The organism is Pseudomonas sp. CFBP 13710, assembly GCF_014842235.1.
Lineage (GTDB): Bacteria > Pseudomonadota > Gammaproteobacteria > Pseudomonadales > Pseudomonadaceae > Aquipseudomonas > Aquipseudomonas baltica.
Window position 1 is genome coordinate 572,878 of sequence record NZ_JACYVJ010000001.1, and the last position, 16,926, is coordinate 589,803.

Consider the following 16,926-nt stretch of genomic DNA (forward strand, 5'->3'; position numbering starts at 1 on the left):
GCGTCGGGATTACCGGGAACGAGGTAGGCGTGTCGAATATTCGTGAAGTGGCGCGGCTGGCCGGCGTTTCGGTGGCTACGGTATCGCGTGCGCTGAAATCACCTGAACGGGTACTGCTGGCAACGCGCGAGCGGGTCAATACTGCGGTGGAACAGGCCGGGTACCGGCCAAACCTGATGGCCGTGCAGTTCCGTTCGCGACGCACGTTCAACCTGGTCATCCTCGTGCCGCATATTGCTAACAGTTTTTTTGCCCGAGTCATCAGCGGCGCGCAGAAAGCTGCCCAGTCGGCGGGCTATCGCGTATTGCTGTGCGACACGTTGGGCTGCGAAGCGACCGAGCGCGAATATGCCGACCTGGTGCACGCCCATCAAGCCGACGGCGTACTGCAGCTGCGCGCCTACGATCCATTCGCGTCGACTACCGACGCAGCCGACCTGCCCCCTATCGTCAACGCCTGCGAAATACTCGAGGGGGGCCGTCATCCCACCGTCAGTCTGGATAACCATGGCGCTGCGCGAGCGGTCACAGAACACCTGCTTGCCCTGGGCCACCGACGTGTGGGTTTGATCAACGGGCCTGCCACCAGCCCGTTGACCCGTGATCGGCGTGCGGGCTACGAGGCAGCCTTGCGTGCAGCGGGCATCACACCCGATGCCAAGTTGATTTGCCCAGGGGATTTCAGCCTGAAAGCAGGCTATAACGGAGCACTGCAGTTGCTCGGCATGCCCGAGCGTCCTACTGCATTGTTCTGTGAAAGCGATGAGATGGCCATTGGCGCATTGAAGCGCATCAAGGAAATGGGCCTGCGAGTTCCCCAGGACGTTTCCCTGGCCGGCTTCGACGACATCGAACTGGCTGCCTATTGCGACCCACCGCTGACGACCATCGCTCAGCCAGCCGAGTGCTTCGGCCAGCACGCGGTGGACATGCTGATCAGTTTGATCGAGAAACGCCCTCTTGAAGTGCGGCACGTGACGCTGCCCCACAGCCTGGTCGTTCGGCAGAGCACCGCTGGCGTGCCCAACGGTGATATCGCTAGCGGGTGACAGACACGGGCTTTGAAACATCAACCACCGGGAACCGGCTTCTTCTGCCGCCTGCAACGTTCCGAACAATAGCGGACCTCGTCCCAACAGCGCGCCCATTTCTTGCGCCAGGTGAACGCAAGCCCACATGTGACGCAGTGCTTTACCGGTAACTCACTTTTCTTCAAGACCCTCTCCATGGCAACGTTCACGGACTAACTGGGTAGCCAACCGACAGAGCTGTATAAAGATACAGTGCTCAGCTAGAATAGCGCACCTGCCCATTATCCGGACATACGCATGGATCTTCATCTCAGCCAGACCAGCGCAGCTATCGCTATGGTCAACAGGCTTCAGGCCGAACTGACCGATTTGGGCGAAGTATTGCGAACTGCAGCAGACCACGTACGTGTCGATGCCATGTTTGGTCTGGATTTCAGGCCTGAGGACGCGGTGCGCAACGAACCGATAGAAGTACGTGTACTGGAAGGTGACGAGGCGGTACAGGCGGCGTTCGAGGCCTTGACCAGTATCTGGGTCAAAGTGGGTCAGCACCCGCGGGAAACATTGCGCGTGCCTGGTGCCATCGCCCTGCCCCGCACTGCCATCGACAAGATCCTGCAGACGAATGCGACGCGTGTCGAACTGGGCAAGTTGATCGGTGCCATCGACAAAACCAACGACCGTCGCAACGTGTGGAACCGCTTCAAAGGCAGCGGAAATGGCATCGTGCCCAAGCAAGCCCTGCGTCTGACCAACGTGCTCACTGCGCCGTCGAACATCAACTTTTATTGGGATGACACCGGTTCGTCCGGCGCCCGCAAGATGGCCGGTGATCTTCTGCAAGAGTGGCACGAGCTACTCGATCAATATCATGACAAACAGGCAACGGTGCACCACTCCTCGGAAGCCGCTGCCGAGAATGCTCTCGTCTACGGCATCGACATGCTGGGCAAGCTGGACCCGCAGGAACAGGTCGCCATTCGCCGCTTGGTTCAGCCTCATATCCGGGCACGAGTCAGGAACGGCGACTCGAAGGTCAAACCCATCATCGCGCCAGTGCCCTTCGTGTATGAAACGGGTATCGCACCACCCAAGATAAAGCGGCTCCCGAGTTACGAACCCAAAGTAGTGATCCGCAAGAACACCCGCTTGGCGTTGCTGGAGGAAGAGCCTTATGTGGAGGCAATGAATCTCTATCGTTATAAGGATAGGCATCGGGTTTATGGACCTCTGCAAAAAAAGTCAGCTGAAGAGGGCTAGGGAGTTGATGCTTGAAGCCAGCTAGCAAGGAAGGCTGACGCCGTGCTGTCTATTAATAACATCATGATAGGGTAAAGATTTTTACTTAGCCCCTTCCCTCTCGACGTGGCCACATTGAATTAAAACCTGCGCCTGGCACCTTGCCCCGCTTGGTGATTACTAAGTTGATAATACGGAAATGAAAGCAACTCGTAGCGGAGCCTTGTCATGATGTTATTGTTTATGGCTAAAGGCATCCTGGTGAACGCAGCAAAGCAGCTTGGTGCTCGTTACTGATCACCTTTGCGGAAGGTTCACGGAGGAAAGCATGTGCGACGACGTGTCATGATGTTATCTATAGTTTTCCAATTAATTCAGCGAGGTTGCCGGCCCCTTCTGCATCGCCTATAAAGCTGCTCTTCACTTTGATCAGGCTCTTCAAGTGTCCGCCGCCGCCCTCTCTGCACGAGAAACTTGCCAACTGCTTCGTGACGTCGCTCTAGGTATTCGCACCTTGCACCGTCTCGACGAAACGGATTGGGCCGATCCCTACGGCACAGCGATGACCGTCGGCGCCGACGGCTGGATCATCACCTTTCACAACCATGAAAACGGGCGCTTTCATTGCGAGCGTTGTGAAAGCCCGGACGGCCGCACCTACCTCTTCGATTCATCCCACCACTACGGCACCGACCCTATCGAGCTTCTAAGTACCTGGGAGCACACCAGGCTGGCGGAAATACTGACGACTATCTAAAGCAAGGCTTCGAAGCCAGCAACTGTCAATGCGAATCGTTTGCGGATAGAATCCGCTGCCATTTCGCTAGCCTCCCCTGCCTGGAACGATGAACCCATGCGTCGCACGTTACTTTCGCTGTGCCTGCTGCAAGCTGCCCTGGTGTTTGCCTGGGCCTTTGAACCCGTCGAAGCCAGCGGAAACCTCCAGCTCGAAGCGGTGAACATCGAGGCCGACAGTGATTATGAACGCGCGGATGGTCCGGTCACGGGTTACAGAGCCACCCGCTCAATGAGTGCGACGCGCACCGACACGGCCCTGCACGAGACGCCTCAGTCGATCAGCGTAGTGCCCCGTGACGTATTGGAAGACACCGCCTCCACTCGCTTGCAGGACGCGCTGGATTACGCAGGGGGTGTCGGCCGCGCCAACAACTTCGGTGGTCAGGGCCTGACCACTTTCACCGTACGCGGCTTCACCACGGGCGAGTTCTACCGCAACGGTTTTCCAATCAATCGCGGCTACCCCAATGCGCCGGACGCCAATACCGTGGAACGCCTGGAAGTGATCCGCGGCCCGGCGACGAGCCTGTATGGCCGCGGTGATCCGGGCGGCACTTTCAACGTCGTCAGCAAGCAACCGCTGGCCGAGCGCAAGGTGACGATTGGCAGCCAGCTGAACGATCAGGGCATGCACCGCGCCACGCTGGATGCCGGCGGGCCGCTCAGCGAGGATGGGCGCCTGGCCTATCGGCTGAACGTGTTGGGCGAAGGCGGCGAGAGCTTTCGTGACCATGTGGAAACCGAACGCTACGACATCGCGCCCGTGCTCAGCTGGCAAGCCAGCGACGCTACCAAAATCGTCTTCGAAGGCGATTTCATGCGCAACAACCATCCGCTCGATCGCGGCCTGACGCGCTACGCCACCCAGCGGGGCAGCGCTTCGCGCGACACCAATGTTTGGGAGCAAGGCCGTGACAACCTGCTGCACAACGACAACGACATGGCCCAACTCAGGTTCGAGCACCGCCTCGATGACGCCTGGACCCTGGCCGGCGGGATGCAGTGGCTTGACGGCAGCCTCAAGGGCAATGCGGTCGAGGCCAACGCAGCCCCGCTGGATGGACGTACCCTGCAGCGCAACTTCAACTACCGCAAACTGGAATGGACCGACCGCGACTATCAGCTGAATCTCACCGGCCATTTCGATACCGCAGGGTTTTCCCACACCTTGCTGGCCGGCGTGGAGTATGAAGACTACGACTACCGCTCGATCATCCAGCGCTCGTCGGCCGCAGCGGGCACCTACCCCATCGACCTCTACAACCCGGTGCTGGGCCAGCCACGCCCAGCCCTCACCCGCACCACCACCCACGACACGGAAAACCTGAAAACCTGGGCCGCGTTCATTCAAGACCAGGTTGCCTTGACCGAGCGCTTCAAAGTGCTCGCAGGCGTGCGTCTGGAGCGCTTCGAACAGGACTACGACAACCGCTTGCCAGGCTCTGTGGACTGGAACGCCGCGCAGACCTCGGCAACACCACGGCTGGGTTTGATCTACGACCTCACCGATACACTGGCGCTGTACGCCAACACCGCGCGGTCGTTCAAACCCAATAGCGGTGCAAGCCGCGATGGCGGCGGCTTCGATCCGGAACAAGGCAAGTCTTACGAGTTGGGCATGAAGTGGGAAGCCCTCGATCAGCAGCTGAGCATCGACGGCGCCGTCTACCATATCGTCAAGGAAAACGTGCTCACCCGTGATCCGGTCGACCCGACCTACAGCGTCGCGGCCGGCGAAGTCACTAGCCGTGGCCTGGACATCACCATCGCCGGCAACCTCACGCCACAATGGCGGATGATCGGTGGCTACGCCTACGTCGATGCGCGGGTGACCGACGACAACAACCTGCCCAATGGCACCCGCCTTGCCAACATTCCGCGCAACAGCTTCAGCCTGCTCAACACCTACGAGTTCCAGGACGGCGCAGCCAAAGGCCTGGGCCTGGGCGTGGGCTTGAAATACATCGACGACCGCGCCGGACAGACCGCAGCCCAGACCTACACCATGGAGCGCTACAGCGTGGTCGATCTGCTGAGTTTCTATCAGGTGAACGATCACGTTCGCCTGAATTTGGAACTGCAGAATGTGTTCAACAAGGGCTACGACGAAGGCGCGTTCAACACGTACGCGTATCCTGGCGCACCGCGTACGGTTCAGGCGGGCGTGGCGTATACGTTCTGACCAAGAGCGATGACTGCCCAGGGCGAGATTTTCAGCTCATCCAATTGCCGCCATCGACATTATAGGTCTGGGCCACGACGTAGTCGCTTTCGTCGCTTGCCAGAAAGAGCGCCATGCCCACCAGGTCCTCGGCCGTGCCCATGCGACCGAAGGGGACTTCCTGGCTGACCAGACGCTTTTTCTCGCCCAGTGGGCGATTTTCGTACTTGGCGAACAACGCGTCGACGCCATCCCAGTGTTCACCCTCGACCACCCCCGGGGCGATGGCATTGACGTTGATCCGCTCCTTGATGAGATTGAGGCCGGCGGACTGGGTCAGGCTGATCACAGCCGCCTTGGTCGCACAGTACACACCTACAAGAGCCTCACCTCGCCGTCCTGCCTGACTGGCCATGTTGATGATCTTGCCCCCGTGCCCCTGGCCGATCATCTGCCTCGCGGCCGCCTGCAGGGTAAACAGCGTTCCCCCGACGTTGATCGCAAACAGCCTGTCGTAGCTCGCCCGGGTGATTTCGGTGATGGGCGCCAGGTCGAATAGCGCCGCGTTGTTGATGAGAATGTCCAGCTTGCCCGCGCGTGTCACCACACTGGCGATCGCTCGGTCGATGGAAGCTTGTTGGGTGACGTCCATTTCCACCGCGTAAGCCTGGGGACCGAGTTCGATAGCCGTTGCCTGGGCTCGGTCCAGATCAATGTCGGCGATCGCGACAATGGCACCTTCACGTATGTACGCTTGCGCGAACGAGCGACCAATGCCTCGCGCAGAGCCAGTGATCAGTGCACTTTTACCGTTTAGTCGGTTCATCGAGTCAACCTTCGAGTTCGTGGAAACAAGGGCTTCAGGGCTTGGGATAACCGGCTCGCTTCATGTCGCGCTCGGTCGTTGACTGAGCGGACGCCAAGGCCTGATCCACGGACATCTGTCCGGTGAGCGCGGCGGAGAACAGCTTGCCGACCGATGTACCGATCGACTGGAACTCGGGAATTACCACATACTGAATGCCCACGTATGGAACGGGCTGGGCGGAAGGCTGCGAAGGATCGGCATGCTGCATCATCTGCAAGGTGACCTGAGCAAACGGCGCCGCTGCCAGGTAGGCGTCGCTGTAGGTCGACATGCGAGTGCCCGGCGGAACGTTGGTGATACCGTCCTTGTCGGTGACCAGCTGGATGTACTGTTTGGACGTCGCCCAGGTGACGAACGCCTTCGCCGCGTCCTTGTGCCGAGAGGTGGCGGGAATCGCCAGCGACCAAGCGTACAACCACGATGAGCCCTTGTCGGTCACCTCAGTGGGCGCCGCAGCGAAACCAACACTGTCCACTACCCTGCTCTGCGCTTTGTCGGTGGTGAAGGAACCGGCCACGCTGGCGTCGACCCAGATCGCGCACTTGCCGCTGTTGAACAACGCCAACGTCTCGTTGAACCCATTGCTCGAAGCGCCGGGCGGCCCGTACTTCTTCAGCGTTTCGACATAGAACGTAGCAGCCGCCTTCCACTCGGGACTGTCGAGTTGAGGCTGCCATTGCTCGTTGAACCAACGCGCACCGAAGGCATTGGCCATGGTACTGAGCAAGGCCATATTCTCGCCCCAGCCAGCCTTGCCGCGCAGGCACATACCGTATTGGCCCTTGGATGCATCGGTCAACCTGGCCGCGAAACCGCCTAGCTGTGACCAGGTTGGCGCTGGCGGCATGGTCAGCCCGGCGGCCTTGAACAGGTCGGTCCGGTAGTAGGTGACCGTACTTTCGCCGTAGAACGGCAACGCGTACAGCGTGCCGTTCACCGAGAGGCCTTGGCGGACGGCGGGAAAGATGTCGTCTACGTCGTAGTCGGCTGGCAGATCCTTCATCGGTTCCAACCAGTTTTTTGCGCCCCACAGTGGCGTCTCGTAAGTACCGATCGTGAGCACGTCGAACTGGCCACCCTGCGTCGCGATATCGGTCGTCAAGCGTTGCCGCAACACGTTTTCCTCGAGCACGACCCAGTTAAGCGTGATGTCGGGGTGCTGTTGTTCGAAGAACTTGGACAGCCGCTGCATGCGGATCATGTCACCGTTGTTGACGGTGGCAATGGTCAACGTCTCAGCGGCCTGTCCGGCGACGGCGAATGAAACACTCGCGGACAGGATCAACGCATTGGTAATCTTCATGAAGTTCTCCGCGTCCAGCCGGTTCGACCGGAGCCGTTGTTATTGTTCTGGTGCGCCGAGCCGTTGGATCGGCGACAGGTCGAGTAAAGCAGCTGCCCGATCTGTACTCAAACGAACGGCGAATGGGCGATCGGTACTTTTTTGATCTTTTGCACCGTTGGGTTTCGAGGCAAAAAAGTATCGGAACGCTGTCATTGACGGGCTACCGATGGCGCGGGATTTCAGAGTATGGTTGAACCCGTCGACCTGCAGAATCATGAAAAAAACAACGATAAAAGGGGCACTCGATGCCTGATGACCGCGCCACTGTGTTCGAGTACCGTCAGCCAGATCTGGAAGTGATCCTGGCACGACCAGACCAGACCTTTCGCTGGTACGAGCATGACTACCCCTATTCCCTGGCACGCTGGAACCATCATCCCGAGTTCGAAATTCATTTGATCCGGCAAGGCAGCGGCAAGCTAGTGGCAGGTGATTACATCGGCCCCTTCGGACCCGGTCACGTCGCACTGATCGGCCCCGGTTTGCCCCACGATTGGATGGGCGATCTGGCAACGGGTGAACGGTTGGTCGCTCGCGACGTCGTACTGCAGTTCGACGGCACCACGCTGCTGGAGTGTCGTAGTGTGTGGCCCGAACTGGCGGAGCTCAAAGGCCTGTTCGACCGAGCTCAGCGCGGAATCGAGTTTCACGCGGCGACAGCGGTCGAGGCAGCGGTCCTGCTGGAACGTATAGGGCAAGCGAATGGCCTCAGGCGCCTGACGCTGTTCCTGCAGCTCATCGATACCTTGGCAAACGCGCCGGCCAGTGAATTCCGCGTTCTGGCCAGCGCCTGTTATTCCCCGTCCCTCGACGAATACAGCACACAGCGTATCAATCAGGCGTTCGACTACCTCACCCGGCAACTGACTGCCGAGGTACGCATGTCGGTGATCGCCGCGCAGCTGGGCATGAGCGAGGCGGGTTTCTCGCGTTTTTTCAAACGCATGACCGGCCATGGTTTCATCGACCTTATGCGCAAGCTGCGGGTCCAGCGAGCCTGCAGGCTGCTCGCCCAGACCCAGCGATCGGTGGCCGATATCTGCTTCGAAGTCGGCTACGAGAACTTGTCCAACTTCAACCGGCACTTTCGCCACGAGATGCAGCAGACGCCCAGCGAGTATCGACGTCTTACAGCCGTCTGACCCATACAGGAGCAAGAATCGACATGCAGTTACCTTCAGTGGTGGTGTTCGGTGAAGCACTCACCGATCTGGTCCAGACCACGCCCGGTCGCTGGCAAGGCTATCCGGGCGGCGCGCCGTGGAACGTGGCGCGGGCGATGAGCCGATTGGGGGTACCGACGGCGTTCGCGGGGTCGATCAGTACCGATTCGCTGGGCGATGAGCTGTACCGACAGTCCGAAGCTGCCGGGCTGGACCTGCGTTACCTGCAGCGCGTCGAGGCCGATCCACTGGTGGCGATCGTGCCTTCCAGCCACCCTCCCCGTTATTTTTTTGCCGGTGAGGCCGATCTGCATTTCGATGTGCAGCTGCTGCCCTCGGGGTGGCTGGCGGCTGCGCAGTTGTGTCATTTCAGCTGCATCAGCCTGGCCCGACAACCCCTGGGTGACAGGCTGGTCGAGGTCGCTCGGCAGGTGAAGCAGCACGGCAAGCTGATCAGCTATGACCCCAACTGGCGCAACCTGATGGATGCTCGATACCGCGAGGTGACGTTCCCCGCCATGGTCGCACTGGCGGACATCATCAAGCTGTCGGATGAGGATCTGCGGCAGATCTATCCTGGCTTGAGCGAAGAGCAGGCCTTGCAGCAGTTGCGCGAGATGAATGAAGGGGCACAGGTTCTGTTTACCCGCGGCGCCGAGGGCATGGTGCTGTTTACGCTAGACAGCAAGGTCGAACAGGCGGCAATCGCCGTGGAGGTAGCCGACACCGTTGGCGCCGGCGACGCGAGCATGGCCGGCTGGCTGGCGTCGAGCCTGCTGGGTATCGAAGCCCCCCAGGCACGGCTGGCGTTTGCTGCGGCCTGTGCCTCGGTGTCCTGCGCCAATGCCGGGGCCTATGCGCCCAGCCGCGCAGAAGTTGAGCAGCTGCTGTCGCGTTGAAGCGGTGTGTCAGGTAGACCGGGGTGCGCGCTTCGCGGCCACGGGCCGCTCCTACAGGAGGGCAGCGTGGTGTGTCAGGGTAATTGGGGTGCGCCCTTCGCGGTCCATGACCGCTCCGACAGGGAGGTATGCCCACAGGGCACATGCGCGGTGTGCATGTAGGAGCGGTCTGTGGCCGCGAAAAGGACGGCGCGGTGTATCAGGCTGAAGGCGCTTGAAGGTATTCGGATATCTCGACGAGGTTCAGGTCTGGATCGCGGACGTACACCGAGCGAATGGGCCCGGTGGCACCGGTACGCTTGACCGGCCCTTCGAGGATGGGCCACGGATGACCCTCAAGCCGTTCGATCACCTGCTCCAGGCTGCAACTGGCGATGAAACACAGGTCCAGTGCACCGGGCACAGGCAAGTGCGCCTTGGGCTCGAACTCATGCCCCCGCACGTGCACATTGATTTTCTGATGGCCGAAGCGAAACGCCACGCGCCCTTCCCCAAAGCTTTCCAGTCGCATGCCCAGCACGTCGATGTAGAAACCCTTGCAGGCCTCCAGATCGATGGTAGTGAGGACGATGTGGTCAAGGTGATCGATCATCTAGGGCCCTTTTCATTTACGGTACCTGACTCAACGATCCAGCGCATCGCGCTACGCTGGCCCGCGATTGATCAATCATGCCGAACGCGTTGAACCCGTGCAAAGTCAGTGCGCAGGTTACATCCCTGCACTTGATGTCTACCAATAGACCATCGCCCGCCACAGCCGTTTAATCGACGTTCACCGGCGGCGCGGTGAACGTCCATGGGCAGCCTCAACCGATTGGCAATTGACCGGTGACGATGGCCGTGACCAGGAAGATCCCGAACATCGGCAACGACCACTTGAAGAACTCCTTCTGGTATTCGCCGAAGGTCATTTCGGTGCGGTTCATCAGCAGGAACAGCCAGGCCACCGTAGGGCTGGCGTAGCGTAGCGCCTGGCCCATGAATGAGGCGACGCCGATTTCAGTGGGCGTGATGCCGAAGCTGTAGGCAATGGGCGCGACCACCGGCAGGATACCGAAGTAATAGGCGTCCACCGGCAACGCATAGCAGGCCAGGGCGCCGAGGAACGCAAAGATCAACGCCGTATGGCTGCCCATCGATTCGGGAATCAGGCTGGCCATGTGCTCGGCCACCGCACCCGCCATGCCGCTGCCGTTGAAGATCCCAAGAAAGCACCCTGCCGCCAGAATGATCGACGCCACCGCCACCGCATCGCCGCCATTGGCAGTGATCCGCTCACGCTGTTCCACTGCGGTGTAGTTGACGGTCAGCGCCAGCGCCGTGCCCAGCATGAACACCACCGCGCCACTGGCCCAGCCGGCGATCAGGATCACCAGCATGCCCACCGTCAACGCCAGGTTGAAGAGAAACAGCTTGGGCCGTTTGAGCTCTTTGTCGTGGTCTTCGATGACCGTGACCATGTCGGCAATCTGTTGCGGGGTAACGATGACTTTCTCGCCAGCGACGAAGCCCAGCCGCTTGCGCTCCTTGATGCCCATCAGGTACGCCATGCCGAACACATAGATGAACGACACCCCGAGAATCGGCAGGATCGCCACGAACAGCGTGTTCACCTCAAGGTTGAGCACTGCGGCAGCGCGCGCCAGCGGCCCGCCCCACGGCAGGCAATTGCCCAGCCCGCAAGGCAGGATGATCAGCATGGCCAGGTTGGACAGCTTCATGCCCATCTGTTTGTACAGGGGCAGAAAGGCGGTGGTGATGATCAGGATGGTGGTGGTGCCGTCGCCATCCAGGGTCACTACCGACGAGGTGAACGCGGTCACCAGAATGATCTTCAGCGGGTCGCCGTTGGCCTTGCGGATCAGGTAGGTACACAACGGATCGAACAGCCCCACGTTCATCATCAGGCTGAAGTACAGCACCGCGAACAGAATCATCACTGTAGGGTTCACGGTCCCCAGGGAGATCTTGCCGTCCGCTCCCTGGGAATAGAACAGGCCTTCCTTGATCCACTTGATGATCATGTCCAGCGGCACGCCGCTGAGCAGGCACACCAGCACGCCGACCGCCAGCGAAACCACGATCAGGCCGGTAAAGGGCGAAAGTTTTTGCTTGATCACCAACAGCAGGAACGAGGTGATCAACGTATAGCCCAGAATGGTCAGCATCCGAACGTCTCCACATATTATTTTTATCGAGAGAGGCAGCGTCTGTTGCGCAGGCTCGGTCTTGGCCACCGAGCCTGCGGGGCCCTACCGGCCCTGCAACAACTGGGTCACCCAATCAGGGGCCAGCTCAGGCAGTGGCTCGCCGTTGTCGCGGCAGCGGACGTACTGGTCGATCACCTCGCGACGCTGTTTTTCATAGATGCCTTTCTTTTCCGACGCTTCCAGCACTTCCAGCAGCCGCGCACGGGGGACCACGGTGACACCGTCGTAGTCACCGAACACCAGGTCACCGGCGGCCACCTCCACACCGGCACAGGTGACGGTGGTGTTGATCTTGCCTGGCCCCTGCTTGCCGGGGCTGCGCTGCATGAAACCCTTGGCATACACAGGAATGTCGAGCTCGGCCAGCGGCAGCTTGTCACGCACGCAACCATCGATGACCAGCCCGGCAAGGCCAACGGCCTGCGCCGCCCCCGCCATCAGATCACCGATGTACGCACGCCCGGGATAACCCTTGCCAGCGACCACCAGAACATAGCCAGGCTGCCCCTGGTACACCGCCACGTGGATCGGAAAGTTGTCGCCATCTTCGGTGTCCACGGTGTAGGCGGTGCCGAGCATGATCTTGCGGTCGTCCAGCGGCATCAGATCGGCGTCCATGGCGCCGTTGCGGGCAATGCCGAGCTTGGCCATGCCATCGCACAGCTGTGCGGGGCTGAGCTTGCGGAATCGGTCGAGCAGGTCCTGGGGAATCAGCTCGGGCAGGGGCAGGTAGTGTTCGGTATTCATGGCGTCTTCCTCAGGAATGTCTGACCAGCTGGCGAATGGCGTCGCGGTAATCGAGATCGCTGCCATCGGCACCCAGCAGGGTTTGCCAGTCGGTGGCGGCGAGCTTTTCCAGCTGCTGGTGGCTGGCCCTGGACATGGTGGCGTCGACCCCGGCGTCTTCGAGGGTGGTGACCACGTCGTCCATCTCGGCGCTGCGCCGTTTGGCGTGGATCAGCGTGCGCGCAGTGAAGGTGTTGGCCAGTTGCTCGACGGTCTTGCCGTTGAGCGATTCGCCGAGGGAATCGACCAGCGTGTCGAGCACTCCGAACTTCTCCCCTGCCTGGAAGGCTTCGAGCAGCAGTTGCGGCAGGCCTTTCATCACCACGCTTTTGAGCATCTTGATCGCCGAAGCGGCGCCGGCCTCGGCGTCCAGCACGGTTAGTTGCATGCCATAGGGAGTGAACGCGTCGGCGAACGCACGTGCACCCTCGCCGGCCAGCAGCATGGGTACGCGATGGTTGTTGCCAGGCACCGTGCCCATCACTGCAGCGTCGCAGAAGGTCACGCCGGGGGCCTTGGGCAGCGCGGCGATGGCTTGCTTGACGGTGGGCGCGGCCGAGTTCATGTCGACATAGGTCTGCCCGGCCACCAGCAGCGGCAACACGCGCTCGGCCACGGCCAGTGCGCTGCTGGCACTGGTCAGGCAGGCCACGAAACGTGCGCCCTGGCAGGCGCTTTCCAGCGAATCGAAGAGTGTGACGCGAGTGTGCTCGGCGCGCTGGCGGATCGTCGCGCCGCGCTGGGGGTCATCTGCCTGGGCATCGAAGGCGCCAATCTGCAGATCGCCCTGGGTGCGCAAGCCGGTGGCAAGGTGGTAGGCCGCTTCGCCAAACCCGATGAAAAGCAGTTCCATCAGCGTGTTCCTTGTTTGTATTGTTATTGATGGGGCTGGAGCAAGGCCTGTGCCAATTTCTGAAGAGAAATATTTTGCAATTTAAAATCAATGACTTGCAGCAACAAAGTACGAGAACGGTTTAACGACCGCATTGCAGCAATGTTGCATTTCATTGCAAAATCTTTCATCAGCCTTTAGCGTGCAATGACTACGCTCCAACAACTGCCCATCCACCAGGAGCGATTCCATGCTCGGCAAACTGGCTGTCATTTCTCCTTCCACAACCCTCACCGCGGTGATGAATCAGGTGCTGGAGAAACGTGGACTGCGCGTGGCCGTGGTGGAAGCCGCGCAGCATCAGGCGATACTGATGGCGCAACGGGCGATCGACGAAGGTGCCAGCGTCCTGATCAGCCGTGGCAAGACTGCCAGCGTGCTGCGCGAGCACTTTCAGGTACCGATCGTGGAGGTGCGCCACACGTTCTTCGACTGCATCAATGCCTACCACAAAGCCTTGGCGGTGTCGGACCGCATCGCTTTCCTGGCCACCTCCGACGGCTATGCCGCGATCCTTGCGAAGGCAAGGCCGTTCATGCCGGCGGTGACCATCTGCCCGATCGACCCGTTCGGCAGCGCGCAAAGCACCGACGCGCAACTCGACCGCTTGCAGGAACAGGGTATCGAGGTGGCTATCGGCGGCTTGTCCCTGGAGCAGGCCGTCAAAGCTCGCGGCCTGCACTACATCATGTCCGACGCCGATGCCGACGCCGCCTTCGATGCCATCGACGAAGCCCTGCACCTGCTGCGCATCGAGCAGGAACGACTGCACAAGCGTCTGGAGCTGCAGGGACGCTACGAGATGATCCGGTCGATCCTCGACTGTGTCTCCGAAGGCATCTTCAGCATCGACAGCCACGGCGTGATCACCAACATGAACAGCGTTGCCACCCACTACCTGGGCAGCGTGCGTTGTGGCGACAATGTGGCCGGCCTGCTGGCGCAGGACTACTTCGGCCGCGTGCTGGGCAAGGCCGAAGCGGTGCGCGGTGCCCTGATCAACCTGGGGCGCCTGTCACTGACCCTGAGCATCGCGCCGATCACCTTGGGCGACCAGGTGATCGGCGCCGTCGCAACCCTGCAGAAGCAGACCGAAATCAAGGCCATCGAGCAGAAGATGCGCCGTCAGCTGGCGCGCCAGCACGTGGCCGAGAATACCTTCGCGTCGATCATCGGCAGCAGCCCGGCACTGGCCAAGGCCAAGCGCCTGGCGCAGACCTTCGCCGCAGTGGACAGCACGGTGATGATCGAAGGCGAAACCGGCACCGGCAAGGAGTTGTTCGCCCAGGGTATCCACAACGCCTCGAAGCGACGCCATGGCCCGTTCGTGGCGATCAACTGCGCGGCGTTCGCCCCCGGCGTGCTGGAGAGCGAACTGTTCGGCTACGTAAAGGGGGCGTTCACCGGTGCCTTGACCGAGGGCAAGGCCGGCGTGTTCGAGCTGGCCCACACCGGGACGATCTTTCTCGACGAGATCAGCGAAACCTCGGCGGAAATCCAGCTCAAGCTGTTGCGCACGCTGCAGGAGCGCAAGGTGGTGCGTATCGGCGACGACAAGGTCACGCCAGTGGACATTCGCATCATCACGGCCAGCAACAAACGCCTGCCGCAGTTGGTGGCGCAGGGGCTGTTCCGCGAGGATTTCTTCTACCGCATCTGCGTACTCAAGCTGCAGCTGCCTGCCCTGCGCGAACGGCGCCAGGACATTCCCGAACTGGTGGCCCACTTGCTGGCCAGCTTCGGCATGCCAGCCGCCGCCCCTGGAGCAGCCCTGCTGGCGCGCCTTAGCGAGCATGAGTGGCCAGGCAACATTCGCCAGCTGGGCAACATCGTCGAGCGCCTGGCGGTCATGGGCCAGGGCCGCGAAATGACCGGAGCGTGGGTGGAAGAAGCGCTGGAAGACCTGCCCTCGCCCGCCCAGCCTCTACCTCAAGCGCCGCCAATGCTGAACCGCAGCGAACGGCAGGTCCTGCTCGAGGCGTTGCACAGCGTGCGGGGCAATCGCGAACAGGCCGCCCGCTTGTTGCAGATCAGTACCACCACGCTGTGGCGGCGCATGAAGAAGTACCAGGACCTGGACCCGGATGCATTCGCGGTGACCCGTCTGTGCGGGTCCCAGGATGCATCTGCCTAGCGCCAGGTTGCGGCGCTGGAATAGCTCAGGAGTAGGCTTGGGAAACCTGCCCCACCGGCTGTTTGTGGCGCAGCGTCTGCTGTCGCGCCAGCTGCGCCTGGACCGCGGCGACCGCCTCGAGCACGCGGTGCGTCCAGCTCTGGTCATCCGGGCGCACCACGACCACGCGAAAACCATGCTCGTGGCCTTCGCTCTGCACGCCCTCGGAGTCGTCGACGTGCAGGTCGATGTCGAAGGCCGGCGGAAACTTCGACGGCGAGAGGCTCATGCCATGGCTGGCCAGGGCACGGCTGTGGACTTCGCTGTTGACCACGCCGTCCACGCGAATACCGTGCAGCAACAGCCAGCGCTTGATATAGGCCGGTGTGCGCCCGGAAGAGGTATACACCCAGATGCTGCAGCCCTGACGACGCAGTTCCCGCGTCAGCGAGCGGGTACCGATGCGCAGCGGCTCGCCCAGCCAGCGGTGCACGAAGCCCGGCAGCCAGCTCTGTTCGGCTTCGCTGTGATGGGGCAGGCAGGCCAGGGTATCGTCGATGTCGAACGAGATACGCACGCGCGGACGGTTGAACGGATTCATCGGATCGAGACCTGTGATCGCTTGCCACATCGGATTGGGCGACGTTTGGGTTGAAGCGCTGCGGTCGCATCGGTCAGCGCGGTGTGTCTGGTTCATCGACCCCTGCCCTCGTGCAACGCCAGCTGCTTGTGGCTGAGGAAGAATTTCTTCGGGTCCGGTGCCTGCTCTTCGAGGAAGGCGGCGTATTTCTTCTTGATCTTGGGCAATTCGTAGAGCGCCTTGACGCCATGCTTGGCGGAGTTGCGGATCACCGACGAAGGGTTGAAATAACCCTGCGCATTATCCAACGACAGCACGAAAGGCGGTAGCCCGGCGCGGATCAGCAGATAGCTGACGATCAGCGAACCGGTGCGGTTGTTGCCTTCGATGAACAGCTGCGGCTTGCTGAGGATGCGCACGTAGACGCCGGCGGCGCGCTTCCACACCGACTCGCTGCGGTACGTGCAGTACCAGTTGTGCAGATCCTTGATGCCACCTTCGGTGTTGTTGAAGAAATGCTCTTCGGTGGCGGCCAGATGCTGGGCAAACTCCACACGCCGCGCCGGGTCACGCCCGCACAGCACCGTGGCATTGATTTCCAGCATCAGGTTGACCTGTTGCAGGTCGAACAGGTCAACCCCTGCTGCCACGTATTCGTCGACCAGGGCATAGCCGGCCAGGACGTTCTCCACCACCTCGTCCGTCAACGGATCACGCTGCTCGGTGAAGTGCTCGCTGAGCTCGGCGAAGCGGCCCTGCACTTCGCGCAGGGCTTCTTCGATGGCGGGCAGATCAAGACGACGCGTTGCAGACATGAATATTCCTGGACTCGATGGGTGAA

16 protein-coding genes are annotated in these 16,926 nt (G+C 61.0%); 7 read left to right on the plus strand and 9 right to left on the minus strand.

What is annotated here, in order from left to right:
* The first annotated feature begins 29 nt into the window (after window positions 1-29).
* On the plus strand, window positions 30-1,049 hold the full coding sequence (locus tag IFT44_RS02455) for a substrate-binding domain-containing protein (RefSeq protein ID WP_192101968.1): 1,020 nt from the start codon (window positions 30-32) through the stop codon (window positions 1,047-1,049).
* 20 nt (window positions 1,050-1,069) lie between these two features.
* Here the strand turns inward: IFT44_RS02455 and IFT44_RS02460 are convergent, their stop codons facing one another.
* Window positions 1,070-1,216 (minus strand): DUF2256 domain-containing protein, encoded by a 147-nt coding sequence (locus IFT44_RS02460; protein WP_192057058.1) that lies wholly within the window; start codon window positions 1,214-1,216, stop codon window positions 1,070-1,072.
* 112 nt (window positions 1,217-1,328) lie between these two features.
* On the opposite strand from IFT44_RS02460, the gene IFT44_RS02465 reads away from it, so the two are divergent.
* The 3 genes from IFT44_RS02465 to IFT44_RS02475 all read left to right on the plus strand — a co-directional run bounded on the left by IFT44_RS02465 (window position 1,329) and on the right by IFT44_RS02475 (window position 5,250).
* Window positions 1,329-2,291, plus strand: coding sequence for a DNA replication terminus site-binding protein (locus tag IFT44_RS02465; protein WP_192175353.1), 963 nt, complete (start codon window positions 1,329-1,331; stop codon window positions 2,289-2,291).
* 421 nt (window positions 2,292-2,712) lie between these two features.
* Window positions 2,713-3,027 (plus strand): DUF7693 family protein, encoded by a 315-nt coding sequence (locus IFT44_RS02470; RefSeq protein WP_192101966.1) that lies wholly within the window; start codon window positions 2,713-2,715, stop codon window positions 3,025-3,027.
* 96 nt (window positions 3,028-3,123) lie between these two features.
* Entirely contained in the window at window positions 3,124-5,250 is a 2,127-nt protein-coding gene (locus IFT44_RS02475; RefSeq protein ID WP_192101965.1) for a TonB-dependent siderophore receptor, read from the plus strand.
* Between the two features lie 31 nt (window positions 5,251-5,281).
* Here IFT44_RS02475 and IFT44_RS02480 read toward each other — a convergent pair whose 3' ends face one another.
* Window positions 5,282-6,055, minus strand: a complete 774-nt coding sequence (locus tag IFT44_RS02480; RefSeq protein ID WP_192101964.1) for an L-iditol 2-dehydrogenase — start codon at window positions 6,053-6,055, stop codon at window positions 5,282-5,284.
* 34 nt (window positions 6,056-6,089) lie between these two features.
* Entirely contained in the window at window positions 6,090-7,400 is a 1,311-nt protein-coding gene (locus IFT44_RS02485; RefSeq protein WP_192055984.1) for an ABC transporter substrate-binding protein, read from the minus strand.
* Between the two features lie 287 nt (window positions 7,401-7,687).
* On the opposite strand from IFT44_RS02485, the gene IFT44_RS02490 reads away from it, so the two are divergent.
* Both IFT44_RS02490 and IFT44_RS02495 read left to right on the plus strand, forming a co-directional pair.
* Window positions 7,688-8,584, plus strand: a complete 897-nt coding sequence (locus IFT44_RS02490) for an AraC family transcriptional regulator (protein ID WP_122477991.1) — start codon at window positions 7,688-7,690, stop codon at window positions 8,582-8,584.
* A 23-nt stretch (window positions 8,585-8,607) separates the two neighbouring features.
* Window positions 8,608-9,504 carry a carbohydrate kinase family protein gene (locus IFT44_RS02495; protein ID WP_192101962.1) on the plus strand — a complete coding sequence of 299 codons (897 nt, stop codon included), beginning with the start codon at window positions 8,608-8,610 and terminating at the stop codon, window positions 9,502-9,504.
* Between the two features lie 199 nt (window positions 9,505-9,703).
* Here IFT44_RS02495 and IFT44_RS02500 read toward each other — a convergent pair whose 3' ends face one another.
* The 4 genes from IFT44_RS02500 to IFT44_RS02515 form a co-directional block, all read right to left on the minus strand.
* A complete protein-coding gene (locus IFT44_RS02500) occupies window positions 9,704-10,096 on the minus strand; it encodes a VOC family protein (protein WP_192175354.1) in 393 nt (130 codons plus the stop codon).
* Between the two features lie 214 nt (window positions 10,097-10,310).
* A complete protein-coding gene (locus IFT44_RS02505; protein ID WP_122797520.1) occupies window positions 10,311-11,672 on the minus strand; it encodes a CitMHS family transporter in 1,362 nt (453 codons plus the stop codon).
* An 84-nt stretch (window positions 11,673-11,756) separates the two neighbouring features.
* On the minus strand, window positions 11,757-12,461 hold the full coding sequence (locus IFT44_RS02510; RefSeq protein WP_192101961.1) for an RraA family protein: 705 nt from the start codon (window positions 12,459-12,461) through the stop codon (window positions 11,757-11,759).
* Window positions 12,462-12,471: 10 nt separating this feature from the next.
* Window positions 12,472-13,353 carry a DUF1932 domain-containing protein gene (locus tag IFT44_RS02515; RefSeq protein WP_192101960.1) on the minus strand — a complete coding sequence of 294 codons (882 nt, stop codon included), beginning with the start codon at window positions 13,351-13,353 and terminating at the stop codon, window positions 12,472-12,474.
* Window positions 13,354-13,582: 229 nt separating this feature from the next.
* Between IFT44_RS02515 and IFT44_RS02520 the strand changes: the two genes are divergently transcribed.
* On the plus strand, window positions 13,583-15,526 hold the full coding sequence (locus IFT44_RS02520; RefSeq protein ID WP_192101959.1) for a sigma 54-interacting transcriptional regulator: 1,944 nt from the start codon (window positions 13,583-13,585) through the stop codon (window positions 15,524-15,526).
* A 25-nt stretch (window positions 15,527-15,551) separates the two neighbouring features.
* On the opposite strand, the gene IFT44_RS02525 is transcribed toward IFT44_RS02520, so the two are convergent.
* Window positions 15,552-16,106, minus strand: a complete 555-nt coding sequence (locus tag IFT44_RS02525; protein WP_244650958.1) for a hypothetical protein — start codon at window positions 16,104-16,106, stop codon at window positions 15,552-15,554.
* Window positions 16,107-16,198: 92 nt separating this feature from the next.
* Window positions 16,199-16,900 carry a hypothetical protein gene (locus IFT44_RS02530; RefSeq protein ID WP_192101958.1) on the minus strand — a complete coding sequence of 234 codons (702 nt, stop codon included), beginning with the start codon at window positions 16,898-16,900 and terminating at the stop codon, window positions 16,199-16,201.
* Window positions 16,901-16,926: the final 26 nt, after the last annotated feature.